Origin of the sequence: Streptomyces sp. Rer75 (assembly GCF_013414305.1) — a bacterium.
Lineage (GTDB): Bacteria > Actinomycetota > Actinomycetes > Streptomycetales > Streptomycetaceae > Streptomyces > Streptomyces himastatinicus.
The window spans coordinates 1,525,225-1,550,004 of the sequence record NZ_CP058693.1 but is presented as its reverse complement, the minus strand read 5'-3'; the positions used below and the strand labels follow the sequence as shown (position 1 = coordinate 1,550,004).

The 24,780-nt window shown below is 68.6% G+C and carries 14 protein-coding genes, 3 rRNA genes and 1 pseudogene; 13 read left to right on the top strand and 5 right to left on the bottom strand.

What is annotated here, in order from left to right:
- Position 1 precedes the first annotated feature (1 nt).
- Together HYQ63_RS05930 and HYQ63_RS05925 are read left to right on the top strand one after the other, a co-directional pair.
- Entirely contained in the window at positions 2 to 847 is an 846-nt protein-coding gene (locus tag HYQ63_RS05930; RefSeq protein WP_179932848.1) for an ABC transporter permease, read from the top strand.
- A gap of 11 nt (positions 848 to 858) precedes the next feature.
- Positions 859 to 1,671, top strand: coding sequence for an ABC transporter permease (locus HYQ63_RS05925; protein WP_179932847.1), 813 nt, complete (start codon positions 859 to 861; stop codon positions 1,669 to 1,671).
- 4 nt (positions 1,672 to 1,675) lie between these two features.
- Here the strand turns inward: HYQ63_RS05925 and HYQ63_RS05920 are convergent, their stop codons facing one another.
- Complete coding sequence (locus HYQ63_RS05920) at positions 1,676 to 2,473, bottom strand: M15 family metallopeptidase (protein ID WP_179932846.1); 798 nt, start codon at positions 2,471 to 2,473, stop codon at positions 1,676 to 1,678.
- A gap of 64 nt (positions 2,474 to 2,537) precedes the next feature.
- Positions 2,538 to 4,946, bottom strand: coding sequence for a glycoside hydrolase family 31 protein (locus HYQ63_RS05915; RefSeq protein WP_179932845.1), 2,409 nt, complete (start codon positions 4,944 to 4,946; stop codon positions 2,538 to 2,540).
- Between the two features lie 267 nt (positions 4,947 to 5,213).
- Between HYQ63_RS05915 and HYQ63_RS05910 the strand changes: the two are divergent.
- Positions 5,214 to 7,151 (top strand): annotated as a pseudogene (locus HYQ63_RS05910) (acetoacetate--CoA ligase).
- Here HYQ63_RS05910 and HYQ63_RS05905 read toward each other — a convergent pair.
- The gene (locus tag HYQ63_RS05905; RefSeq protein ID WP_179932843.1) at positions 7,148 to 8,368 is read right to left on the bottom strand and encodes a sugar diacid recognition domain-containing protein; all 1,221 of its coding nucleotides are present in this window, start codon (positions 8,366 to 8,368) and stop codon (positions 7,148 to 7,150) included. The pseudogene HYQ63_RS05910 and the gene HYQ63_RS05905 sit on opposite strands and share 4 nt — an antisense overlap.
- Positions 8,369 to 8,591: 223 nt before the next feature.
- On the opposite strand from HYQ63_RS05905, the gene HYQ63_RS05900 reads away from it, so the two are divergent.
- From HYQ63_RS05900 to HYQ63_RS05880, 5 genes are all read left to right on the top strand, one after another.
- Entirely contained in the window at positions 8,592 to 9,530 is a 939-nt protein-coding gene (locus tag HYQ63_RS05900) for an ABC transporter substrate-binding protein (RefSeq protein ID WP_179932842.1), read from the top strand.
- Positions 9,531 to 9,543: 13 nt separating this feature from the next.
- A complete protein-coding gene (locus HYQ63_RS05895) occupies positions 9,544 to 10,314 on the top strand; it encodes an amino acid ABC transporter permease (protein WP_179932841.1) in 771 nt (256 codons plus the stop codon).
- Positions 10,311 to 11,129 carry an amino acid ABC transporter ATP-binding protein gene (locus HYQ63_RS05890; RefSeq protein WP_257231653.1) on the top strand — a complete coding sequence of 273 codons (819 nt, stop codon included), beginning with the start codon at positions 10,311 to 10,313 and terminating at the stop codon, positions 11,127 to 11,129. The genes HYQ63_RS05895 and HYQ63_RS05890 overlap by 4 nt, the downstream gene beginning before the upstream one ends.
- Before the next feature lie 10 nt (positions 11,130 to 11,139).
- Positions 11,140 to 12,426 (top strand): FAD-binding oxidoreductase, encoded by a 1,287-nt coding sequence (locus HYQ63_RS05885; RefSeq protein ID WP_257231652.1) that lies wholly within the window; start codon positions 11,140 to 11,142, stop codon positions 12,424 to 12,426.
- 85 nt (positions 12,427 to 12,511) lie between these two features.
- Entirely contained in the window at positions 12,512 to 13,426 is a 915-nt protein-coding gene (locus HYQ63_RS05880; RefSeq protein ID WP_179932840.1) for a hypothetical protein, read from the top strand.
- A 71-nt stretch (positions 13,427 to 13,497) separates the two neighbouring features.
- Here HYQ63_RS05880 and ptsP read toward each other — a convergent pair whose 3' ends face one another.
- The gene (gene ptsP, locus HYQ63_RS05875) at positions 13,498 to 15,168 is read right to left on the bottom strand and encodes a phosphoenolpyruvate--protein phosphotransferase (RefSeq protein WP_179932839.1); all 1,671 of its coding nucleotides are present in this window, start codon (positions 15,166 to 15,168) and stop codon (positions 13,498 to 13,500) included.
- 95 nt (positions 15,169 to 15,263) lie between these two features.
- A complete protein-coding gene (locus HYQ63_RS05870; protein WP_179932838.1) occupies positions 15,264 to 15,713 on the bottom strand; it encodes a PTS glucose transporter subunit IIA in 450 nt (149 codons plus the stop codon).
- 569 nt (positions 15,714 to 16,282) lie between these two features.
- Between HYQ63_RS05870 and HYQ63_RS05865 the strand changes: the two genes are divergently transcribed.
- The 5 genes from HYQ63_RS05865 (at position 16,283) to HYQ63_RS05845 (ending at position 24,737) form a co-directional block, all read left to right on the top strand.
- Positions 16,283 to 17,809: ribosomal RNA gene (locus HYQ63_RS05865) — 16S ribosomal RNA — on the top strand.
- A gap of 259 nt (positions 17,810 to 18,068) precedes the next feature.
- A 23S ribosomal RNA gene (locus HYQ63_RS05860) occupies positions 18,069 to 21,184 on the top strand.
- Positions 21,185 to 21,258: 74 nt separating this feature from the next.
- Positions 21,259 to 21,375 (top strand): 5S ribosomal RNA (rrf, locus tag HYQ63_RS05855).
- The 16S, 23S and 5S rRNA genes sit together here, the layout of an rRNA operon.
- A gap of 148 nt (positions 21,376 to 21,523) precedes the next feature.
- The gene (locus tag HYQ63_RS05850) at positions 21,524 to 22,132 is read left to right on the top strand and encodes a CDP-alcohol phosphatidyltransferase family protein (protein ID WP_009713209.1); all 609 of its coding nucleotides are present in this window, start codon (positions 21,524 to 21,526) and stop codon (positions 22,130 to 22,132) included.
- A gap of 109 nt (positions 22,133 to 22,241) precedes the next feature.
- Positions 22,242 to 24,737 (top strand): mannose-1-phosphate guanyltransferase, encoded by a 2,496-nt coding sequence (locus HYQ63_RS05845; protein ID WP_123106155.1) that lies wholly within the window; start codon positions 22,242 to 22,244, stop codon positions 24,735 to 24,737.
- Positions 24,738 to 24,780: the final 43 nt, after the last annotated feature.

Genomic DNA, 24,780 nt, shown 5'->3' with positions numbered 1-24,780 from the left:
GGTGCGTCGCGCCGGGGTCGGGGGAGCGCGGTTACGCCTGGCCGCGCTCCTCGGACCGCCCCTGCTGTGGCTGACCCTGGCCTACCTCGGCTCGCTCGCCGTCCTCCTCCTCTCCGCCTTCTGGACCACCGACTCCTTCACCTCCGACGTCGTCCGCACCTGGAACACCGACAACATCCGCGAGCTGCTGACCACCCCCGTCTACCGCACCATCGCGCTGCGCACCCTCACCATCGCCGCCGCCGTGACCCTCCTCGACGCCCTCCTCGCCCTGCCCATGGCCTTCTGCATGGCGCGCGTCGCGGGCCCGCGGTGGCGGCGGCCGCTGCTGGTGGCCGTGCTCACCCCGCTGTGGGCGAGCTACCTCGTCAAGGCGTACGCCTGGCGGGTGATGCTGAGCGAGGACGGCGTGGTCAACTCCCTGCTCTCCCCGCTCGGGCTGCACGGGCCCGGCTACGGCACCCCCGCCGTCGTCCTGGTGCTCGCCTACCTCTGGCTCCCGTACATGATCCTCCCGGTGTACGCGGCCCTGGAACGGCTCCCCGAACGCACCCTGGAAGCCTCCGCCGACCTCGGCGCGGGCACTTGGCGCACCCTGCGCTCGGTCGTCCTGCCCGCCGTACGCCCCGCCCTGTTCGCCGGATCCGTCTTCACCTTCTCGCTCAGCCTCGGCGACTACATCACCGTGCAGATCGTCGGCGGCAAGACCCAGCTCCTCGGCAACGCCATCGCCTCCCAGGTCACCCTCGACCTGCCGATGGCCGCCGCGCTCTCCGCCGTCCCCGTCGTCCTCATCGTCTGCTACCTGGCCGCCGTACGCCGCGCCGGCGCCCTCGACGCGCTGTGAGGTAATGCCCCATGAGGCTCTCGCGCACTGCCCGGATCGTCCTCGGCTGCGTCACCGCCGCCGGACTCGCCGTCGTCTACGCGCCCCTGCTGCTCGTCCTGCTCAACTCCTTCAACGCCGACCGCTCCTTCGGCTGGCCGCCCAGCGGTCTCACGGGGGAGTGGTGGCGCGCCGCCCTGCACAACCACGGCGCTCGCGACGCGCTGCTCACCTCGCTCAAGGCCGGGCTCGCCGCCACCGGGATCGCCCTGGGCTTGGGCACCATGGCCGCGTACGCCGTCCACCGGCACCGCTTCTTCGGCCGACGGACCGTGTCCTTCCTGCTGGTGCTGCCGATCGCGCTGCCCGGCATCGTCAGCGGCATCGCCCTCAACGCCGCCTTCCGCACCGTCCTGGACCCGCTCGGCATCGGCTTCGGCCTGTTCACAGTGGTCGTCGGGCACGCCACCTTCTGCATCGTGGTCGTGTTCAACAACGTGGCGGCCCGGCTGCGCCGTATCGCCCCCTCGATGGCCGAGGCGTCCGCGGACCTCGGTGCGCGCCCCTGGCAGACCTTCCGCCACGTCACCTTCCCGGCCATGCGCTCGGCGCTCTTCGCGGGCGCGCTGCTCGCCTTCGCGCTGTCCTTCGACGAGATCGTGGTGACGACCTTCACCGCAGGCCCCGGCACCCGCACCCTGCCCATCTGGATCTACGAGAACCTGGCCCGGCCGCACCAGGCCCCCGTCGTCAACGTCGTCGCCGCCCTGCTCATCGCCCTGTCCGTGGTGCCCGTGGCCATCGCGCAGCGGCTGTCCTCGGACACCGCGGGCGGGCGGCTGTGAGGTCTCAGTGCAGCGACCGGCGCGAGACCGGGAAGTCGAAGTAGGTGTCCGGGAACAGCTCCGGCTTATACGTGTAGTGCCACCACTCCTCGGCCAGGTTGACGAAGCCCTGGGCCTCCAGCGCCCCCTTGAGCAGCAGCCGGTTGGCCCGCTGCTTGCCCTTGATCCGCGGGTCGAGGGTGTGCGAGAGCGTGTCGAAGCAGTCGTAACCGGTGCCCATGTCCACCGAGTTGTCGGGGAAGCGCTCCTTCTGCGGCGCGTAGCACGGCACCAGCTTCTCGCCCGGAATGTACGGACGGGTCGGCAGCGCGGGCAGCTTCACGATCGTCAGGTCCATGGTGCTGCCGCGGCTGTGGCCCGACTTCTCGGCGATGTAACCGTCCTCGAACAGCCGGGTCTTGTCGACGTCCGGATAGAACTCGCGCTTCATCCGCTGGTCGTCGAGGTCCTTCGCCCAGTCGACGAAGGTGTCCACCGCGCGCTGCGGCCGGTAGCAGTCGTACACCTTCAGGGTGTAGCCCCGGCGCAGCAGTTGACGCTGCGCCCGGTGCAGCGCCCTGGCCGCCGGGCGGGTCAGCAGGCACAGGGGCCTGCGATAGCCCTCGACGGGGCGGCCGGTGAAGTTGTGCGGGGTGAAGTACCGGATCTCCTGGCGGATCGTCGGATCCACATCGCTCAGCGCCACGAACTCCTTCGGCGCCTGGGGCTCGGCCTCCGCCCGCGCCGGAGCGGGCGAGGCGAGGGCCATCAGGGCGGCGACGGGCAGGGCGAGCGCACGCAGCGCGGCGGTGATTCTTGGCATGGACACCGAGTTACCCAGTCCCGCCGGGCCGTGAACCCCGGCGCACCCGCCGTCGGCCCGACCGTCAGCGCTTGCGCGGCGACCGGACCTCCGGAGCCGCGCCCCGCACCCGCACCGGATACCCCGCCTCGACGCCGCCCTCCCGCTCGATCCGCACCTCGTCCCCGCGCAGCCGGGAGACGAACCGCACCAGCTCCGCCTTGTCCCAGCCGTCGCCCGCGTCCACCGCCAGCGACCCGCCGCCCTTGCGCCCCTGGCACGGCGGCCACACCTCCAGCTCCACGCCGCCGTCCGGCGACGCGACGGGTATCACCGCGCCCGCACGGGCCAGCACCGGGATCCGGGACAGCGGGGCGTCGACCACCACCTGCCCGGGGCCCTCGTAGGCGCGGCCGGTCGCCGTGTCGTACCAGTGGCCGCGGGGCAGCCGCACCGCCCGCCGCACCGCGCCCTCCTCCAGCACCGGGGCCACCAGCAGCGCGTCGCCCAGCAGGAAGGCGTCCCCGCAGTCGCGCAGCGCCCGGTCCTTGGGCTGCCGCCACCACACCGGCCGCACATAGGGCGCGCCGGTACGCTCCGCCAGCCGCGCCAGCGTCATGAAGTACGGCAGCAGCCGCTGCCGCTCGCGCAGCGCCGCCGCCGCGTGCTCCAGCACCTCGGCCCCGAACTCCCACGGCTCGCGCCGCCCGGCGGTGATCGCCGAATGCGTACGGAACAGCGGCAGGTACGCACCCAGCTGGAACCAGCGCAGATACAGCTCCGGCGACGGGGAGCCGGTGAAGCCGCCGATGTCCGGGCCGGAGTACGGAACCCCCGAAAGCCCGAGCCCGATCACCAGCGCCAGGGAGGCGCGCAGCCCCGGCCAGCCCGTCGTCACCTCCCCGGACCGGCTGCCCCCGTACCGCTGGAGCCCCGCCCAGCCGGAGCGGGAGAAGACGAACGGCCGCTCGTCGGGGCGCAGCTCGCCCAGCCCCTCGTACCCGGCCCGGGCCATGGCCAGCCCGTACACGTTGTGCGCCTCCCGGTGGTCGCCGCCCCGGCCCTCCAGGGCGTGCCGGGCCGAGCGCGGCAGCGTGGGCTCGCCGAAGGCGGCGAACGACACCGGCTCGCACCGGTCGTGCCACACCCCGGAGAAGCCCTGCTCCAGCCGCTCCGCGTACAGCCCGCCCCACCACTTGCGCACCCGCGGATCGGTGAAGTCCGGGAACACCGACTCGCCCGCCCACATCACCCCGCGCACCTCACGGCCGCGGGCGTCGGTCACGAACCCCTCCGCCGCCGCCCCGCTGTCGTACACCGCGTTGCCCGGCTCCGCCTTCACCGCGGGCTCCACGATCGACACCAGCCGCACCCCGTCCGCGCGCAGCTCGGCGGCGAGCCCGGGCAGATCGGGGAACCGCGCCGGGTCCACCGTGAAGACCCGGTTCCCGGCCAGGTGGTCGATGTCCAGGTGCAGCGCGGACAGCGGCAGGTCCCGCTCCCGGTAGCCCGCCACCACCCGCCGCACCTCGTTCGCGTCGCCGAACCCCCAGCGCGCGTGGTGGTGGCCCAGGGCCCAGCCCGGCGGGACCGCGGGGGAGCCGGTCAGCGCCGCCCAGCCGTGCAGCACCCGCGCCGGGGTGCCCACGAACACCCAGTAGCGCAGCGGCCCGCCCTCCATGCGCATCCGTACCCCACCCGGCCGGTCGTGCCCCGAGCCCGCGCCCTCCTCGCCCTCCCGCAGGGTGACCGTGCCGTCCCACGAGTTGTCGTGGAACACCAGATGGGTGCCTGCGTCGGCCACCACCAGCTGCACCGGCATGGTCAGGTACAGCGGATCGTCGCCCGGCCCGAAGCCACCGCCGGGGTCGGTGTTCCACAGCCGGTACGAGCCGTCCGTCAGCCGCGGCCCGCACGCCCGTCCGCCGAGCCCGAAGAACCGCGCGTCCGCCGCCACCTCCGACCGCTGGTGCCAGCGCGCGTCCGTGACCCCCGCGCCGCGCCCCTCGCAGCCGCGGTCGATCACCGCCTCGGCCGGTTCCCACCAGCGCGGCGGCAGATCCCGCCGCAGCACCACCCCGCCCGGGGTGCGCACCTCCACCGTGCCCATCCGTGACACCGCGACCGTCACCCGCTCCGACACCACCCGCCAGCCGCCGTCCGTGTCCGGCTCCAGCTGGGCCCGCTCGTCCGCCTCCGGGCAGGCGCCGTCGAGCGCGTACGACGGCTCCGGCTCGGCCCCGTCCCACCCGCAGAACACCGCGCCGCCCGCCGCCACCCGCACCCGCAGCGAGGACCGCGCGAACCGCACCACACCACCGCCCGGCTGCGGATCCGCGCCCTCCACCACCCCCGGCACCCGCGCCAGCTCCGCGCCCCGCCGCGGCAGCCCGGTCGCGTCCGAACGCCGGCGCCGCCATGCCCAGCGCAGGGAGCGCAGCCCCTGCGCCGTACCGACCACCTTCACCGACCGCACCAGGTCACGCGCATTCATACTGATCACTGTGCCATTGACAAGGCAGGACGCGACCATAGTTCAACTGCCGTTCACCCGTGGTCGTCCCACATGCCACCCACCACGCATGTGTCGTCCCACATGCCTCCCCACCGTGGATGTGGAGTGGCGCCCCTGGTGCACAAGTCGATCACATGGCATCGTCCTGCTCGGACGCAGATGCAGCAGACGATGCGGACCAACCGGATCAATTGCACCGAAGCGGATCGAAGCGGACAGAAGCGGACCTCCCGGGAGCCGACACAGATGAACACCGCAGCGCACCCCGACGACCTGCCCGGCCCCCTGTGGCAGCCCGGCGCGGACCGGATCGAGCGCGCCCAGCTGACCCGCTTCCACGCCTGGGCGGCCGAGCGGCACGGTGCGCCCGCCGCCCGCCCCGGTGACCCGGCCGCGAGCTACGCCGCGCTGCACCGCTGGTCGGTGGAGGAGCTGGAGACGTTCTGGGGGGCGGTCGCCGAGTGGTTCGAGGTGCGCTTCGGCACCCCGTACGACACCGTGCTCGCAGACCCGGCCATGCCCGGCGCCCGCTGGTTCCCCGGCGCCACCCTCAACTACGCCGAGCACGCGCTGCGCGCCGGGGAGGACCCCGCCCGCGCCGACGACCCCGCGCTGCTGCACGTCGACGAGACCCATGAGCCGCGCCCCGTCACCTGGGCCGAGCTGCGCGCCCAGGTCGGCGCGGCCGCCGCCGCGCTGCGCCGGCTCGGCGTCCGCCCCGGCGACCGGGTCAGCGGCTACCTCCCCAACATCCCGCAGGCCGCCATCGCGTTCCTCGCCACCGCCGCCGTCGGCGGGGTGTGGACCTCCTGCGCCCCCGACTTCGGCGCGCGCAGCGTCCTGGACCGCTTCCAGCAGGTCGAGCCGGTCGTCCTGTTCACCGTCGACGGCTACGCCTACGGCGGCAAGACGCACGACCGCACCGAAACCGTCGCCGAGCTGCGCCGCGAACTGCCCACCGTGCGCGCCGTCGTCCACATCCCGCTGCTGGGCACCCCCGCCCCCGAAGGGGCACTGGCCTGGGACGACATCGTCCGCGACGCGAGCGAACCGGTCTTCGAGCAGGTGCCCTTCGACCACCCCCTGTGGGTGCTCTACTCCTCCGGCACCACCGGGCTGCCCAAGGCGATCGTGCAGTCCCAGGGCGGCATCCTGCTGGAGCACCTCAAGCAGCTGGGCCTGCACTGCGACCTGAGCCCCGAGGACCGCTTCTTCTGGTACACCTCCACCGGCTGGATGATGTGGAACTTCCTGGTGTCCGGGCTGCTGTCCGGCGCCACCGTGGTGCTGTACGACGGCAGCCCCGGCTATCCGGACACCGCCGCCCAGTGGCGCATCGCCGAGCGCACCGGCACCACGCTGTACGGCACCTCCGCCGCGTACGTCATGGCCTGCCGCAAGGCCGGTGTCCACCCGGGGCGCGACTTCGACCTGTCGCGCGTGAAGTGCGTCGCGACCACCGGCTCGCCGCTGCCACCGGACGGCTTCCGCTGGATCCACGACGAGGTGGCCGAGGACATGTGGATCGCCTCCGTCAGTGGCGGCACCGATGTGTGCAGCTGCTTCGCGGGCGCCGTGCCGACCCTCCCCGTCCACATCGGCGAGCTCCAGGCCCCCGGGCTGGGCACCGACCTCCAGGCGTGGGACCCGCAGGGCAGGCCGGTGGTCGACGAGGTCTGGGCGCCCCATGCCGTCCTGGTCCGGTCACCGCGACAGCTACTTCACCGTCGGTCATCGCGCGGCACCGTCGTCATCCACGGCCGCTCCGACTCCACGCTCAACCGGCAGGGCGTACGGATGGGGTCCGCCGACATCTACGAGGCGGTCGAACGCCTCCCCGAGATCCGCGAATCCCTCGTCATCGGCGTCGAACAGCCCGACGGCGGCTACTGGATGCCGCTCTTCGTCCACCTCGCCCCGGGCGCCACCCTGGACGAGGACCTGCTGGCGCGCATCAAGACCACCATCCGCACCCAGCTCTCCCCGCGCCACGTCCCCGACGAGGTCATCGAGGTGCCGGGCGTCCCCCACACCCTCACCGGCAAGCGCATCGAGGTCCCGGTCAAGCGCCTCCTCCAGGGCACCTCGCTGGACAAGGCCGTCAACCCGGGGTCGGTGGACGACATCGATCTGCTGAAGTACTACGAGCGCCTGGCCCGGACGAAGGGCGTCTCGGCCGACTAGACGTGCGTCGTGTCCAACTGGTCGGCCAGGCAGGCCAGATAGAGGGAGAGCGCACCGCGGTCGCGCAGTGAGCGGCCGCTGATCTGCTCGATCTTGTTGATGCGGTAGACGAGGGTGTTGCGGTGGATGTGCAGCGCCGCCGACGCCCGCACCAGGTTGAAGCCGTTCTCGCACCACGCCACCACCGTCTCCCGCAGCACCGGCCAGTCCGGCTGCCCGCGCAGGTCCAGCGTGGTCAGGGCGATGAGCCGGGCCCGGGCGTGCTGCCCGACCGCGGCCAGCAGCTGGTGGCCGCGCAGATCGCCGATGAGATGGACATGGGCGTCGGGGGAGTCGGCGGCGACGCGGGCGCCGAGCCGCAGCGCGTCGCACGCGTCCTGGTACGAGTCGTGCAGCCCGCCGACCGAGGAGGCCGGTTCGCCGATCCCGGCGCGCAGCACCAGCCCGTACCGCGCGTCGGCGACCTCCGTGAGCCGGCCGCAGACGGCCGCCACGCCCGGGTCGAGCGCCTCGCCCCGCAGCCGGTGCAGCACCCCGATCCACCCGGGGGCGGCGCTCGCGACGATGTCCTGCGGATCGGGGAACGCCTCGCGGACGGTGCGCAGCAGCTCCGGGCGGACCAGCGCGGTGTCCCGGGGCCGGTGCCCACCGGCGTACCCGGTTCCGTGGCCGCGCCCGCCGCCCCGGCGCTCCGCGTCCGGCACCGTCACCTCCATCGCGATCGCGACCCGGGCGAGCCGCAGGTCGAAGCCCAGCTCCGCGGCGCGGAAGACGATGAAGTCGGGCTCGACCACCTGGGCGTCGTACGAGGCGACGTCGGCGATCAGATCCTCCAGCACCCGTTCCCTGAGCACCCGCGAGCGCAGCAGTACGGACTCCCGCATGAGGATCTCCGTCTGCCGCTTCACCAGCAGCCCGAAGCGGCCCACCTGGGCGGGCGTGCCGGTGATCCCGACCGTGCCGACCGCGTGCCCGTCCCGGACCAGGGGGAGGGTGACACCGGGGCGCACGCCCCGCAGGGACTGCGCCTGCGCGGTGGTGTGCGTGGCGGGCTCCTGGGTGCGCAACACCTCGACGGACGCCTCGTGGAAGGTGCCGATGCGGCTCCGGTCGCCGCTGCCGATGACGGTGCCCTCGCTGTCGGTGATGAGGACGTTGAATCCGATGACCGCCGAGGTGTCCCCGGCTATCTCCTGGGCGAGTGACGGGCTGAGCATGCGGGACCCCCGTCGAGAGGTGCGCGGAAGGGGCGCGCGAGGCGGCGCGAAGTGGACGCACCATACAGTGCGGCGGTTCTTTCTCGCCATATATTCGTACGAAGCAACCAGTGACCGAAGCTCGGTGCACTCGTAGCGTATGGGGCAATTCACACCCCCGCCGCGGTGATGACGCGGTGAACGGCGGGCCCTGCCCAGCCCTGACACGGAAGGCCGAACGCCGATGGCCCGTGTACGCATCCTCCTCACAGCCCTGTCCGTCATGCCGCTCCTCGCCCTGACCGCCTGTGGATCGGACAGCGACGCCGCGGCCCCCAAGAAGGTCTCCGCGAAGACGGCCGCGCTCGGGACGATCGACCCCGGCGTCCTGAAAGTGGCCGTCCAGCCCTACGCGCCCTACACCACCGTCAAGAACGGCAAGATCGTCGGCCTCGACGGCGACATCCTCAGTTACGCCGCCAAGAAGCTCGGCCTCACCATCCAGCCCGAGACCACGGACTTCGCGGGCATGCTCGCCGGGGTCCAGTCCCGGCGGATGGACATCACCATCGGCGGCGTCGCCTGGACCAAGGAGCGCCAGAAGCAGGGACTGTTCACGGATCCGCCCTACTACTCGCCCCCGGCGATGGCGGTCGGCTCGGGCAAGACGTACAAGACCATCAACGACCTCAAGGGACTGCGCCTCGGCACCGTCGAGGGCTACGTCTGGGTCAAGTCCATCAAGGCCGTCCCCGGCGCGAAGCTCCGCGCCTACCCCGACGCCAACGGCGTCTTCGACGACCTCGCCGCGGGCCGCATCGACGTCGGCTTCCTGGACCCGCTCATCATCATCGCGGCCGAGAAGGAACGGTCCGAGCAGATCAAGACCCAATACCTGACGCCGCCGACCGCCGCACAGGTCAAGGCCAAGCCCGCCTACGAGTACTTCCGCCCGTACCAGACCGGCTTCTACCTCCCCAAGAAGGCCACCAAGCTGGAGAAGGCCATCTCCGCCCAGATCGACGCCATGTACAAGAACGGCGAGCTGACGAAGCTCATCAAGAAGTGGGGCGGCGACCCGGCACAGTTCCTGAAGCCCGCCTCCGACGTCGCCCCCGCACGGCGCGGAGTCGACCGGCCCGCCGACTGGAACGCACCGTCCATCGGCACCGCCGCGCAGTGAGGAGGCCACGAACGTGACGACCGCCGCCGGACTGTTCCAGGTCCCCTGGTCCGACTACCGCTCCGATCTGCTGGACGCCCTGCTGAAGACGCTGTCGTACACCGCCGTGAGCTTCGCGGGCGCGGCACTCCTCGGCCTGGTGGTGGCGCTGCTGCGGCTGAGCCGCGTATGGCCGCTGCGCGCGCTCGCCGCCGTGTACACCGAACTGTTCAAGAACATCCCCCTGCTCGCCATCATCTTCCTGACCTACTTCGGCCTGGGGTCCGTCGACATCCGCCTCGACGTCTTCACCGCCGGATGCCTGAGCCTCATCGTCTTCTACTCCGCCTACCTGTCCGAGATCTTCCGCGCCGCCATCAGCGGAATCCACGACGGCCAGACGGAGGCCGGCGAGGCGCTCGGACTGGGCCGCCTCAGCGTCTTCGGGCACGTGATCTTCCCCCAGGCGCTGCGCCTGGCGCTGCCCGGCACCAACACCATGCTGGTCGACCTGCTCAAGGGCACCTCCCTGCTGGTCACGATCTCCGCCGCCGAGCTGATGTCCGAGGCCCGGCTCATCACCTCCTCCACCTTCCGGGCGCTGGAGGTGTACCTCGTCATCTCGGCCGTGTACTTCGCCCTCTGCTACCCGCTGTCCCAGCTGCTGCTCGCGCTGGAGCGCGCCATACGGGCCGGAAAGCCGCTGACCCCGAAGCGGCGGCGCCGACTGCGGACCGCCCGCGCCCTGCTCGCCGAGGCGCCCGCGCCGGCCGACCCACCGTCCCCGAAGGAGGCGACGGCATGACCGAGCCCGTCACCGCGGCGGCCCAGGCCCCCGGTACGACGACCGGGACCACCGCCCCGCGGCCCACCGACGCCGTCATACGGATCAGAGACCTCGGCAAGTCCTTCGACGGGCGCCGCGTCCTCGACGACGTCTCCCTCGACGTACCGCGCGGCCGGATCGTCAGCGTCATCGGGCAGAGCGGCGGCGGAAAGACCACACTGCTGCGCTGCGTCAACCTGCTGGAGCGGCCGGACACCGGCACCATCGAGGTGGCGGGCGAGACGGTGCACAGCGACGGACGGACGGTCTGCCGCGACCTCGCCCGGCTGCGCCGCACGGTCGGCATGGTCTTCCAGCGCTTCCACCTCTTCCCGCACCTGACCGCCGTCGAGAACGTCATGCTGGCCCAGGTCAAGGCGGGCGTCCCCGAACGGCAGGCCCTGGAGCGGGCCGTCGTGCTGCTGCGCCGGGTCGGGCTCGCCCACCGCGGCCTCGCCCACCCCGACCAGATGTCCGGCGGCGAGCAGCAGCGGGTCGCCATCGCGCGGGCGCTCGCCCTCAAGCCCGAAGTGCTGCTCTTCGACGAACCCACCTCGTCGCTCGACCCGGAGGCGACCCGTGAAGTGCTGCGGGTCATGCGCGAGTTGGCCGAGGAGGGGATGACGATGATGCTCGTCACCCACGAACTGCCCTTCGCCCGCGAGGTGTCCGACTGGGTCGCCTTCGTCGACGGCGGCCGGATCATCGAGGCGGGCCCGCCCGCCGAGGTGCTCGGCCGCCCCCGACAGGCCCGGACCCGGGCGTTCCTGACCACCTACGAGTCCGCCGAATAGGGGACGCGTCATGGACACAATGCACGGCAGCGGTCCCGTGGTGGTCGTCGGCGGCGGGGTGGTCGGCCTGTGCACGGCGTACTACCTGGCCGAGCGCGGGCTGCCGGTCGAGATCGTGGAACGGCGCGGTGTGGGCTCCGGCGTCTCGCGCGGCAACGCGGGGTGGGTCTGCCTCAGCCACTCCACCCCCGTCCCCGCCCCGGGCGTCCTGCGGTACGCGGCGCGCTCCCTCGGGCGGCCGGACTCCCCGCTCTATCTGCGCCCGCTGCCGGATCCCGCGTTCGTACGGTGGCTGTGGCGCTTCTGGCGCAGCAGCACACCCGCGGCGTTCCGGCGCGGCTATGCGGCGATCGCCGAGCTGAACCGCGGCACGTTCGCACTCTTCGACGGGCTGCGCGAAGCGGGAGTCGAGACCACCCTCAGCCGCCCCGGCATGGTGCACGCGTTTCTCTCGCCCGGCGAGGCGCGCCACCACCTCCAGCTCCAGCGGCAGATGGCGGACGGCCGCTATCCGCTCCCGGACGACGTCAGCACCGGCGCCGAGGCGATGGCCCTGGACCCTTCGCTGGCGCCCGAGGTCCGCGCCGCCTACCTCGTCCCCGGCGAAGGCGTCCTGGACCCGGTGGCCTTCGCCCGGGCCCTCGAAGAACGGCTGGCGGCAACCGGGGTGAAGGTCCACGAGAATGTGGCCGCGACCGGCTTCCGGCGCGGATCGGCCGGGGGCCGGGTCACCGCGGTGGTCACCGACACCGGCGAGATCCCCTGCTCGGCCGTCGTCATCGCGGCCGGAGTGCGCTCCGCGGACCTGCTGCACGAGCTGGGACACCACCTGCCGCTCCAGGCGGGCAAGGGCTACAGCTTCTCCGTGGACCTCCACCCCGCACCGACGCACACGCTGTACTTCGGCGAACACCGGGCGGTGGCCTCCCCGATCGGCGGCACCACCCGCATCGCGGGGACGATGGAGCTGAGCGGCAACAACAACCGGCTCGACTGGCGCAGGATCGTCGCCGTCGCCCGGGCGAGCCGCCACTACCTCGGGCCGTGGTTCGACGATCCCGACGACCTGGTGGCGCTGATCCGCGACCCCTGGGTCGGCGGTCGGCCGTTCCTGCCCGACGGACTGCCGGTCATCGACCGCGTGCCCGGCCCCGGGAACGCCTTCACCGCCACGGGCCACGGGATGCTGGGCGTGACGCTCGGCCCGGTCACCGGCAGCGAACTGGCCTCCTACGTCGTCACCGGCCGCCGCCCCGCCGCCCTCACCCCGTTCCGCCTCGACCGGCTCCGCGGCTGACAGCCTGATGACGCGTCCGCCGGAGCGTTGTCAGTGCCCGCGGTTACGGTGAGTGAGCACTGAACGTCCGCGCTGAGGGGGAGTCATGGCGCACACCGACACCGGCGGCACGCACTGCGGGAAGCCCACCGCGATCCGGGCCTTACGCAGGGAAGTGCCCAGCGTAGTGGCGCTGTTGGCGGCCGAGGACGACTTCGCCGCGATGCGGCGGTACGCGTCCTTCGGCTTCGACGACCACACCCGGTACCTGCGGCGGATGGAGGGGCTGCTGCGGGCGCTGGCGTCACAGGGCGTGCACACCACCGTCGCGCTCTTCGACCCGGTCGCGTACGAGGAGTACTGCGCGCACACCCGGCTCGACCCGGACACCCCCGTGAGCCGCAGCCGCTACACGGCGGAGGTGGCGTCCACGGGTGCCACCGTCGTCTACGAGGGCCAGCCCATCGACCAGCTGCTGCCGCGCCTGATCACCGTCGCCGAGGAGCGCGCCACCTGGGAGTACGCCTCGGCCGTGCTCGCCCGAGCGGGCGGCTGCGGCTGCTGCGGCGGCTGTGGGGACGGCACCGGTCGCGCGGCGTTCGACCGCGCCACGGCCGCGCTGTCCGCGGTGCTCGACGCGGCGGGGCCGGGCCTGCACCACCTGGTGTGCAGCGTCCCGGCGCACGGCACCCCCTTGGCCGCCGCGGTGCACGCCACCGCACGGGAAGGGCGGCAGCCGACGCTCGCCGAGCCCGGCGCACTGGTCTTCCGCACCGTGCTGGCCTGCGGCATCGCCACCGGAAGCCCCTGCGGCATGGTCCTGCGGACGAGCCTGCCCGGAGCGCCGGACACGGTCCGCGGCTGGGCGCTGCGCGACGGCTGGCCGCGCCCGCTGAGCGAGGCCGAGGTCTTCACCGCGTACTGCACCGACGCACAGACCGGCGAGCCGATCCCGCCGGAGCACGGCGTCGAGTACCGGGCGGGCCTCCCGCTTCCCCGGCCCGAGGACGAAGAGGAGTGACACGGCGAAGGGCCCGTCCCGCCGCGGCCACCGCGGCGGGACGGGCCCCGCACCCTGCTCAGCTCATCGGCTCACTCGCCGGACAGCACCGCCTGCGCGGCCCTGCGGGCATCCTCGGCGGTGTCCGCCGCGCGCGCCGCCGAAGCGGCCCGCTCGCACTGGGCGAGCGTGTGCTTGGCCAGCGTGGTGCGGACATACGGAATCGACGCGGCACCCATGGAGAGGCTGGTGACGCCCAGACCGGTCAGCACACACGCCAGCAGCGGGTCGGACGCGGCCTCACCGCACACCCCGCAGCTCTTGCCCTCGGCCTGCGCGGCCTCGGCCGACGCCGCGACCAGGTCGAGCAGCGCGGGCTGCCACGGGTCCTGAAGCCGCGACACCGCACCCACCTGCCGGTCCGCGGCGAAGGTGTACTGGGCCAGGTCGTTGGTGCCCAGCGAAAGGAACTCGACCTCCTGAAGGATCGAGCGGGCCCGCAGCGCGGCCGACGGAATCTCCACCATCGCGCCGAACTTCGCCTGGAGCCCGGCCTCCCGGCACGCGTCCGCGAACGCCTTGGCGTCCAGCCGGTCGGCCACCATCGGCGCCATCACCTCGAGGTAGACCGGCAGCCCCTCCGCAGCCTTGGCCAGCGCCGTCAATTGCGTCCGCAGTACCTCGGGGTGGTCCAGCAGCGTGCGCAGTCCGCGTACGCCCAGCGCCGGATTGGGCTCATCGGACGGGGTGAGGAAGTCCAGCGGCTTGTCCGCGCCCGCGTCCAGGACCCGCACCACCACGCGGCCCTCGGGGAACGCCTCCAGCACCTGCCGGTAGGCCTCGGCCTGCTTCTCCTCCGACGGCGCCTTCGTGCTGTCGTCGAGGAAGAGGAACTCGGTCCGGAACAGCCCGACGCCCTCGGCGCCCGCCTCGACCGCCGCCGGTACGTCCGCCGGACCGCCGACGTTCGCCAGCAGCGGCACCTTGTGCCCGTCGGAGGTCGCCCCCGGACCGGACGAGGCGGCCAGCGCCGCCCGCCGCTCCTCGGCGGCCCGGGTCAGCTCCGCCCGCTTCTCCTCGCTCGGCGACACGAAGATCTCGCCCGTGCTGCCGTCCACGGCGATCATGGTGCCCTCGATCAGCTCCCCGGCACCGGGCAGCGCCACCACGGCAGGCACCCCGAGGGCGCGCGCCAGAATCGCGCTGTGGCTCGTCGGCCCGCCCTCCTCGGTCACGAAGCCGAGCACCAGGGTCGGGTCGAGCAGCGCCGTGTCCGCCGGGGCGAGATCGCGCGCGATCAGCACATACGGCTCGTCGCTGTCGGGCACGCCCGGCATCGGCACACCCAGCAGCCGCGCCACGATCCGGTTCCGCACGTCATCGAGGTCGGCCACCCGACCCGCCAGGTACTCCCCGGCCCCGGCCAGCAGCGCCCGGTACGCGGCGAAGGCGTCGTACACCGCGCGCTCGGCGGTGCTGCCCACCGCGATGCGCCGCTCGACGTCGGCGATCAGCTCCGGGTCCTGCGCCATCATGGCCTGTGCCTCGAGCACGGCCTGGGCCTCGCCGCCCGCGAGATTGCCCCGCGCGATCAGATCCGCCGACACGGCCTCCACCGCCTGGCGCGCCCGCCCCTGCTCACGCGGCGCCTCGTCGGCCGGAATCTGCTTCGCCGGTGGCTCCAGCACCGCCGTGCCCATGTGGCGCACCTCGCCGATGGCCACCCCGTGGCTCACGCCGACGCCTCGCAGCGTTGTCTCCATGTCACCTGTCCCCGGTTGATACGGCGGAACCCCGCCGTGGTGGATGTCGTACTAGCCGTCGACGCCGCCCGGACCGGTTCCGGACGGCGTCGAGGTCACGTCCAGCTGAAGAGTGCGTCGCCCGGCTTCTTGTCGCCGTCCTCCTGGACTGCGGAGAGGGATTCGGCCGTGGCCTCCAGGGCCACGACCGGGCAGATCGGCGACTTGCCGGCGGCCACGGCCACCGCGGGGTCCCAGCGCACGATCGCGTCACCGCGCTTGACGGTGTCCCCCTTGTTGATGAGCACCTCGAAGCCGTCACCGTTCAGCTGCACGGTGTCGATCCCGAGGTGGGTGAGCACCCCATGCCCTTCCTCGTCCACGACCACGAACGCGTGCGGGTGCAACGAGACGACGATGCCGTCGACCGGAGCCACCGCCACGGAGGGCTCGAGCACCGGATCGATCGCCGTACCCGGACCGACCATGGCGCCCGAGAACACCGGATCCGGAACCGCTGTCAGTCCGATCGCGCGCCCGGCGAGCGGAGACGTCACGGTGGTCATGGGAAGCCTCCCGGGGTGAAGATCCATCTCGCGCCGTCACCGCCTGTCCCGGACAGCGCACTGCCCAGAAGCGTAAGTCATAGGAACTTGGGATTCCGCACAAGCGGCGCAGGCCGGAGACCCGTCCAGGGGCCCCGAATCGATTTGCCACGGCCGCGTGAGGCGCTGTACTGTCGTACCCCTGCCCATCCGGATGAAGCATCGCAGTCAGCTGCGGACGCGTCCAGGTGAGGGCGGCACCTTCAGTCACTTGATCCAAATCCCGGATCTGCTTTCGCATGCCATGCGAAAGACGCGGATTCGGAAAGCGGAAAAGGGTCTGATAGCGTGTGAAACACCGAAGGGAAGCGCCCGGAGAAACCGGTGATACGGTTTCAAAGGAAGCGTCCGTTCCTTGAGAACTCAACAGCGTGCCAAAAGTCAACGCCAGATATGTTGATACCCCGTCCGCATCATCGATGTGGTCGAGGTTCCTTTGAAGAAAACACACAGCGAGGACGCTGTGAACCATCGGACTATTCCTCCGGTGGTTCCGCTCTCGTGGTGTTCACCAGGATTACCTGGAAGCATTCACGGAGAGTTTGATCCTGGCTCAGGACGAACGCTGGCGGCGTGCTTAACACATGCAAGTCGAACGATGAACCCGCTTCGGTGGGGGATTAGTGGCGAACGGGTGAGTAACACGTGGGCAATCTGCCCTGCACTCTGGGACAAGCCCTGGAAACGGGGTCTAATACCGGATACGACACACGACCGCATGGTCTGTGTGTGGAAAGCTCCGGCGGTGCAGGATGAGCCCGCGGCCTATCAGCTTGTTGGTGGGGTGATGGCCTACCAAGGCGACGACGGGTAGCCGGCCTGAGAGGGCGACCGGCCACACTGGGACTGAGACACGGCCCAGACTCCTACGGAGGCAGCAGTGGGGAATATTGCACAATGGGCGCAAGCCTGATGCAGCGACGCCGCGTGAGGATGACGGCCTTCGGGTTGTAAACCTCTTTCAGCAGGGAAGAAGCGAAAGTGACGGTACCTGCAGAAGAAGCGCCGGCTAACTACGTGCCAGCAGCCGCGGTAATACGTAGGGCGCAAGCGTTGTCCGGAATTATTGGGCGTAAAGAGCTCGTAGGCGGCTTGTCGCGTCGGATGTGAAAGCCCGGGGCTTAACCCCGGGTCTGCATTCGATACGGGCAGGCTAGAGTTCGGTAGGGGAGATCGGAATTCCTGGTGTAGCGGTGAAATGCGCAGATATCAGGAGGAACACCGGTGGCGAAGGCGGATCTCTGGGCCGATACTGACGCTGAGGAGCGAAAGCGTGGGGAGCGAACAGGATTAGATACCCTGGTAGTCCACGCCGTAAACGTTGGGAACTAGGTGTGGGCGACATTCCACGTTGTCCGTGCCGCAGCTAACGCATTAAGTTCCCCGCCTGGGGAGTACGGCCGCAAGGCTAAAACTCAAAGGAATTGACGGGGGCCCGCACAAGCGGCGGAGCATGTGGCTTAATTCGACGCAACGCGAAGAACCTTACCAAGGCTTGACATACACCGGAAACGTCTGGAGACAGGCGCCCCCTTGTGGTCGGTGTACAGGTGGTGCATGGCTGTCGTCAGCTCGTGTCGTGAGATGTTGGGTTAAGTCCCGCAACGAGCGCAACCCTTGTTCTGTGTTGCCAGCATGCCTTTCGGGGTGATGGGGACTCACAGGAGACTGCCGGGGTCAACTCGGAGGAAGGTGGGGACGACGTCAAGTCATCATGCCCCTTATGTCTTGGGCTGCACACGTGCTACAATGGCCGGTACAATGAGCTGCGAAGCCGTGAGGTGGAGCGAATCTCAAAAAGCCGGTCTCAGTTCGGATTGGGGTCTGCAACTCGACCCCATGAAGTCGGAGTCGCTAGTAATCGCAGATCAGCATTGCTGCGGTGAATACGTTCCCGGGCCTTGTACACACCGCCCGTCACGTCACGAAAGTCGGTAACACCCGAAGCCGGTGGCCCAACCCCTTGTGGGAGGGAATCGTCGAAGGTGGGACTGGCGATTGGGACGAAGTCGTAACAAGGTAGCCGTACCGGAAGGTGCGGCTGGATCACCTCCTTTCTAAGGAGCACATAGCCGACTGCGAGCGAATGACTCGCACGGTTGCTCATGGGTGGAACGTTGACTATTCGGTGGATCGGCTGAGCTGCCGTCTTCAGTACTGCCCCTTCGGGGCGTGGAAAGAGACCGTGGTGAGGAAGATCTGCCGGGCACGCTGTTGGGTGTCTGAGGGAATGACCCCTCGGAGGCCGGAGTCCATGCAGGTTTGGTGGGCGACTGGTCGTTGTTTGAGAACTGCACAGTGGACGCGAGCATCTGTGGCCAAGTTTTTAAGGGCGCACGGTGGATGCCTTGGCACCAGGAACCGATGAAGGACGTGGGAGGCCGCGATAGGCCCCGGGGAGCTGTCAACCGAGCTTTGATCCGGGGGTGTCCGAATGGGGAAACCCGGCAGTCGTCATGGGCTGTCACCCGCTGCTGAACACATAGGCAGTGTGGAGGGAACGCGGGGAAGTGAAACATCTCAGTACCCGCAGGAAGAGAAAACAACCGTGATTCCGGGAGTAGTGGCGAGCGAAACTGGATGAGGCTAAACCGTATGTGTGTGATACCCGGCAGGGGTTGCGCATGCGGGGTTGTGGGAGTGTGCTGGATCGGTCTGCCGGCCGGTCGGAGAGTCAGAAACCGTATGGATAGGCGAAGGGCATGCGAAAGGCCCGGCGTAGAGGGTAAGACCCCCGTAGCTGAAATCTGTACGGCTCTCTTGCGTATTTCCCAAGTAGCACGGGGCCCGAGAAATCCCGTGTGAATCTGGCGGGACCACCCGCTAAGCCTAAATATTCCCTGGTGACCGATAGCGGATAGTACCGTGAGAATGGTGGTGAAAACCGCGCGGAGCGGAGTGAAATAGTACCTGAAACCGTGTGCCTACAAGCCGTGGGAGCGTCGCCGTGTTCTTCGGAGCACGGTCGTGACTGCGTGCCTTTTGAAGAATGAGCCTGCGAGTTTGCGGTGTGTTGCGAGGTTAACCCGTGTGGGGAAGCCGTAGCGAAAGCGAGTCCGAATAGGGCGGTTTAGTAGCGCGCTCAAGACCCGAAGCGGAGTGATCTAGCCATGGGCAGGTTGAAGCGGAGGTAAGACTTCGTGGAGGACCGAACCCACCAGGGTTGAAAACCTGGGGGATGACCTGTGGTTAGGGTGAAAGGCCAATCAAACTCCGTGATAGCTGGTTCTCCCCGAAATGCATTTAGGTGCAGCGTCGTGTGTTTCTTACTGGAGGTAGAGCACTGGATAGGCGATGGGCCCTACCGGGTTACTGACCTTAGCCAAACTCCGAATGCCGGTAAGTGAGAGCGCGGCAGTGAGACTGTGGGGGATAAGCTCCATGGTCGAGAGGGAAACAGCCCAGAGCATCGACTAAGGCCCCTAAGCGTATGCTAAGTGGGAAAGGATGTGGAGTCGCAGAGACAACCAGGAGGTTGGCTTAGAAGCAGCCATCCTTGAAAGAGTGCGTAATAGCTCACTGGTCAAGTGATTCCGCGCCGACAATGTAGCGGGGCTCAAGCGTACCGCCGAAGTCGTGTCACTGCAGCAATACCTCTAACGAGGGCTGTGGTGGGTAGGGAGCGTCGTGTGCCGGGTGAAGCAGCGCCGGAAGGTAGTTGTGGACGGTTCACGAGTGAGAATGCAGGCATGAGTAGCGATACACACGTGGGAAACGTGTGCGCCGATTGACTAAGGGTTCCTGGGTCAAGCTGATCTGCCCAGGGTAAGTCGGGACCTAAGGCGAGGCCGACAGGCGTAGTCGATGGACAACCGGTTGATATTCCGGTACCCGCTTTGAAGCGCCCAATATCGAATCCTCTGATGCTAAGGCCGTGAAGCCGCCCTGATCTCTTCGGAGTTGAGGGGAGTGGTGGAGCCGCTGATCCAAGGTGGTAGTAGGTAAGTGATGGGGTGACGCAGGAAGGTAGTCCAGCCCGGGCGGTGGTTGTCCCGGGGTAAGGGTGTAGCCCGAGGAGTAGGTAAATCCGTTCCTCGTTAAGGGTGAGACCTGATGCCGAGCCGATTGTGGTGAAGTGGATGATCCTATGCTGTCGAGAAAAGCCTCTAGCGAGTTTCATGGCGGCCCGTACCCTAAACCGACTCAGGTGGTCAGGTAGAGAATACCGAGGCGTTCGGGTGAACTATGGTTAAGGAACTCGGCAAAATGCCCCCGTAACTTCGGGAGAAGGGGGGCCATTGCTGGTGATCACTCTTGCAGTGTGAGCTGGTGGTGGCCGCAGAGACCAGCGAGAAGCGACTGTTTACTAAAAACACAGGTCCGTGCGAAGCCGTAAGGCGATGTATACGGACTGACGCCTGCCCGGTGCTGGAACGTTAAGGGGACCGGTTAGCTCCATTTCGGTGGGGCGAAGCTGAGAACTTAAGCGCCAGTAAACGGCGGTGGTAACTATAACCATCCTAAGGTAGCGAAATTCCTTGTCGGGTAAGTTCCGACCTGCACGAATGGCGTAACGACTTCTCGACTGTCTCAACCATAGGCCCGGTGAAATTGCATTACGAGTAAAGATGCTCGTTTCGCGCAGCAGGACGGAAAGACCCCGGGACCTTTACTACAGCTTGATATTGGTGTTCGGTTCGGCTTGTGTAGGATAGGTGGGAGACTGTGAAATCATGACGCCAGTCATGGTGGAGTCATTGTTGAAATACCACTCTGGTCGTGCTGGATGTCTAACCTGGGTCCGTGATCCGGATCAGGGACAGTGTCTGGTGGGTAGTTTAACTGGGGCGGTTGCCTCCTAAAGGGTAACGGAGGCGCCCAAAGGTTCCCTCAGCCTGGTTGGCAATCAGGTGTTGAGTGTAAGTGCACAAGGGAGCTTGACTGTGAGACCGACGGGTCGAGCAGGGACGAAAGTCGGGACTAGTGATCCGGCGGTGGCTTGTGGAAGCGCCGTCGCTCAACGGATAAAAGGTACCCCGGGATAACAGGCTGATCTTCCCAGAGTCCATATCGACGGGATGGTTTGGCACCTCGATGTCGGCTCGTCGCATCCTGGGGCTGGAGTCGGTCCCAAGGGTTGGGCTGTTCGCCCATTAAAGCGGTACGCGAGCTGGGTTTAGAACGTCGTGAGACAGTTCGGTCCCTATCCGCTGTGCGCGTAGGAGTCTTGAGAAGGGCTGTCCCTAGTACGAGAGGACCGGGACGGACGAACCTCTGGTGTGCCAGTTGTCCTGCCAAGGGCATGGCTGGTTGGCTACGTTCGGGAGGGATAACCGCTGAAAGCATCTAAGCGGGAAGCCTGCTTCGAGATGAGGGCTCCCACCCACTTGATGGGGTAAGGCTCCCAGTAGACGACTGGGTTGATAGGCCAGATATGGAAGCCGGGTGACCGGTGGAGTTGACTGGTACTAATAGGCCGAGGGCTTGTCCTCAGTTGCTCGCGTCCACTGTGTTGGTTCTGAAATAACGAACTGTGTTGATATCCGGTTTGTTTGTTTCATAGTGTTTCGGTGGTCACAGCGTTAGGGAAACGCCCGGTTACATTCCGAACCCGGAAGCTAAGCCTTTCAGCGCCGATGGTACTGCAGGGGGGACCCTGTGGGAGAGTAGGACGCCGCCGAACAAATTTTAGAAAAGGCCCTGTTGGGAGCTTGAAGCTCCCAACAGGGCCTTTTCGTATATGTCACCACCTCCCCGGTGAGGGGTCCCGGTGGCACTACCGGTAGAGTCATGGGGCATCATCGGCTGATTCCCTCACAGGAGGCCCCCGGGTGGAGGTTCAGGAGACACGGGTCCAGACGGATCGTGTACTCACCATCCCGAACATCCTCAGCACCGCGCGCCTCTTCGGCGTACCGCTTTTCCTGTGGCTGATCCTCCGGCCCGAGTTCGGCGGGCCCAAGAGCGACCTCTGGGCCCTGCTGGTGCTGGCGCTCAGCGGGGTGAGCGACTATCTGGACGGCATGCTGGCCCGTCGCTGGAACCAGATCAGCAGTCTGGGGCGGCTCCTCGACCCCGCGGCCGACCGGCTCTACATTCTGTCGACGCTGATCGGCCTCACATGGCGGGACATCCTGCCGCTCTGGCTGCCCGTGGTTCTCCTCGCGCGCGAGGTCGTGCTCGTTGCGATGGTGTGGATCCTCCGGCGCCATGGCTATCCGCCGCCGCAGGTGAACTTCCTCGGCAAGGCGGCCACGTTCAACCTCATGTACGCCTTCCCCTTGCTCCTTCTGAGTGATGGAAGTGGCCCACTTCACACGACCGCCGCTATTTTCGGATGGGCGTTCGCCGGATGGGGTACAACACTCTATTGGTGGGCAGGAGTCCTCTACGTGGTTCAGGTCCGCCGGCTGGTGAAGGCGGACGCCGCGGCCGACTGAGTTCGCCGTCGTGGGCAAGCCAGGACCGGGTGCCCGTAGCGATTTCAAGGGCCATCGGGCGTGCGCGGTCGGCATGACCGTCGTCTCTTTCGAGGAGGACGCTTCCGACATGAAGGCCGTCGTAATGGCAGGGGGCGAGGGAACTCGTCTGCGCCCGATGACCGCGACCATGCCCAAACCGCTGCTGCCCGTGGCCAACAGGCCGATCATGGAGCATGTGCTGCGGCTGCTCAAGCGGCATGGCCTGTCCGAGACCGTGGTGACCGTGCAGTTCCTCGCGTCTCTGGTCAAGAACTACTTCGGGGACGGCGAGGAGCTCGGCATGGAGCTCACGTACGCCAACGAGGAGAAGCCGCTCGGCACCGCGGGCAGCGTCAAGAACGCGGAAGAGGCCCTCAAGGACGATGCCTTTCTGGTGATCTCGGGCGATGCCCTGACCGATTTCGACCTCACCGAGCTGATCAATTTTCATAAGGAAAAGGGCGCATTGGTCACGGTGTGCCTGACCCGGGTCCCCAATCCGCTTGAATTTGGAATCACCATCGTCGACGAGGCGGGCCAGGTCGAGCGCTTCCTCGAAAAGCCCACCTGGGGCCAGGTCTTCTCGGATACGGTCAACACCGGCATCTATGTCATGGAGCCCGAAGTCTTCGACTACGTCGAGCCGGATGTTCCCGTCGACTGGTCCGGTGATGTCTTCCCGCAGCTCATGAAGGAGGGCAAGCCCATCTTCGGCTATATCGCCGAGGGCTACTGGGAGGACGTCGGCACGCATGAGAGCTATGTGAAGGCCCAGGCCGATGTGCTGGAGGGGAAGGTCGAGGTCGAACTCGACGGTTTCGAGATCTCGCCCGGAGTCTGGGTCGCCGAAGGCGCGGAGGTGCATCCCGAGTCCGTGCTCCGCGGGCCGCTCTACATCGGTGACTACGCCAAGGTGGAAGCGGGCGCGGAGATCCGGGAGCACACCGTCGTCGGCTCCAACGTCGTCGTGAAGAGCGGCGCCTTCCTGCACAAGGCCGTCGTCCATGACAACGTTTACGTGGGCCAGCAGAGCAATCTGCGCGGCTGTGTGATCGGCAAGAACACCGACATCATGCGTGCCTCCCGCATCGAGGACGGTGCGGTGATCGGCGACGAGTGTCTGATCGGCGAAGAATCGATCGTGCAGGGGAACGTCCGGGTCTATCCGTTCAAGACCATCGAAGCGGGCGCGTTCGTCAACACCTCGGTCATCTGGGAGTCGCGAGGGCAGGCCCATCTCTTCGGGGCCCGGGGAGTGTCCGGGATCCTCAATGTGGAGATCACCCCCGAGCTGGCGGTGCGGCTGGCCGGTGCGTATGCCACGACCCTCAAGAAGGGCTCCACGGTCACCACGGCGCGCGACCACTCCCGCGGCGCCCGCGCCCTGAAGCGGGCCATGATCTCCGCCCTCCAGACCAGCGCCATCGACGTCCGGGACCTGGAGAACGTGCCGCTGCCGGTGGCCCGCCAGCAGACGGCCCGGGGCAGCGCCGGCGGCATCATGATCCGTACATCGCCCGGAGTCCCCGACTCCGTGGACATCATGTTCTTCGACGAGCGCGGCGCCGATCTGTCCGCCGGAGGGCAGCGCAAGCTGGACCGGGTCTACGCGCGCCAGGAGTACCGCCGGGCGTTCCCCGGGGAGATCGGTGACCTGAGCTTCCCGTCGAGCGTCTACGACTCGTACACGGGCTCGCTGCTGCGGTCCACGGACGTCAGCGGTATCGCCGAGTCCGGTCTCAAGGTCGTGGTGGACGCCGCGAACGGCAGCGCCGGGCTCGTCCTCCCCAGCCTGCTGGGACGGCTCGGAGTGGACGCGCTGACGATCAACCCGGGGCTGAACGAGTCGCGCCCCACCGAGACCGCCGACGGCCGCCGCTCCGGGCTCGCCAGGCTCGGGGAGATCGTCGCCTCGGCCCGCGCGGCCTTCGGTGTCCGGTTCGATCCCGTCGGGGAGCGGTTCTCGCTCGTGGACGAGCGCGGCCGCATCGTGGAGGACGACCGGGCGCTGCTGGTGATGCTGGACCTGGTCGCCGCGGAGCGACGGAGCGGGCGGGTGGCGCTTCCGGTGACCACGACCCGTATCGCCGAGCAGGTCGCGGCGTACCACGGCACCCAGGTGGAGTGGACGACGACCGCGGCGGACGATCTGACCCGGGTGGCCCGGTCCGAGACGACGATCTTCGGCGGCGACGGCCGCGGTGGCTTCATCGTCCCCGAGTTCAGCAGCGTCTTCGACGGTACGGCCGCCTTCGTCCGGCTCATCGGCTTGGTGGCACGCACCCAGCTGACGCTCAGCCAGATCGATGCGCGGATTCCGCGGGCCCATGTGCAGCGGCGCGATCTGGCCACCCCCTGGGCGGTCAAGGGCCTGGTCATGCGGCATGTGGTGGAGGCCGCCGGCGACCGGTCCGTGGACACCACCGACGGGGTGCGGGTGGTGGAGGCCGACGGCCGCTGGGTGATGGTGCTGCCCGACCCGGCCGAGGCCGTCACCCACCTGTGGGCGGAGGGCCCGGACGACGCGTCGGCGCAGGCGCTGCTCGACGAGTGGGCCGGTGTCGTGGACAGCGCGGGGCGCTGATCCGGAGGTCTTCCGACGGCTCTTGAACCCGTTTGAACACGTT

Coding starts and splice junctions, on each gene's coding strand:
- HYQ63_RS05925 (WP_179932847.1), top strand. CDS start 859: ATGAGGCTCTCGCGCACTGCCCGGATCGTCCTCGGCTGCGTCACCGCC.
- HYQ63_RS05920 (WP_179932846.1), bottom strand. CDS start 2,473: ATGCCAAGAATCACCGCCGCGCTGCGTGCGCTCGCCCTGCCCGTCGCC.
- HYQ63_RS05915 (WP_179932845.1), bottom strand. CDS start 4,946: ATGAATGCGCGTGACCTGGTGCGGTCGGTGAAGGTGGTCGGTACGGCG.
- HYQ63_RS05905 (WP_179932843.1), bottom strand. CDS start 8,368: ATGCTCAGCCCGTCACTCGCCCAGGAGATAGCCGGGGACACCTCGGCG.
- HYQ63_RS05900 (WP_179932842.1), top strand. CDS start 8,592: ATGGCCCGTGTACGCATCCTCCTCACAGCCCTGTCCGTCATGCCGCTC.
- HYQ63_RS05890 (WP_257231653.1), top strand. CDS start 10,311: ATGACCGAGCCCGTCACCGCGGCGGCCCAGGCCCCCGGTACGACGACC.
- HYQ63_RS05885 (WP_257231652.1), top strand. CDS start 11,140: ATGGACACAATGCACGGCAGCGGTCCCGTGGTGGTCGTCGGCGGCGGG.
- HYQ63_RS05880 (WP_179932840.1), top strand. CDS start 12,512: ATGGCGCACACCGACACCGGCGGCACGCACTGCGGGAAGCCCACCGCG.
- ptsP (WP_179932839.1), bottom strand. CDS start 15,168: ATGGAGACAACGCTGCGAGGCGTCGGCGTGAGCCACGGGGTGGCCATC.
- HYQ63_RS05870 (WP_179932838.1), bottom strand. CDS start 15,713: ATGACCACCGTGACGTCTCCGCTCGCCGGGCGCGCGATCGGACTGACA.
- HYQ63_RS05845 (WP_123106155.1), top strand. CDS start 22,242: ATGAAGGCCGTCGTAATGGCAGGGGGCGAGGGAACTCGTCTGCGCCCG.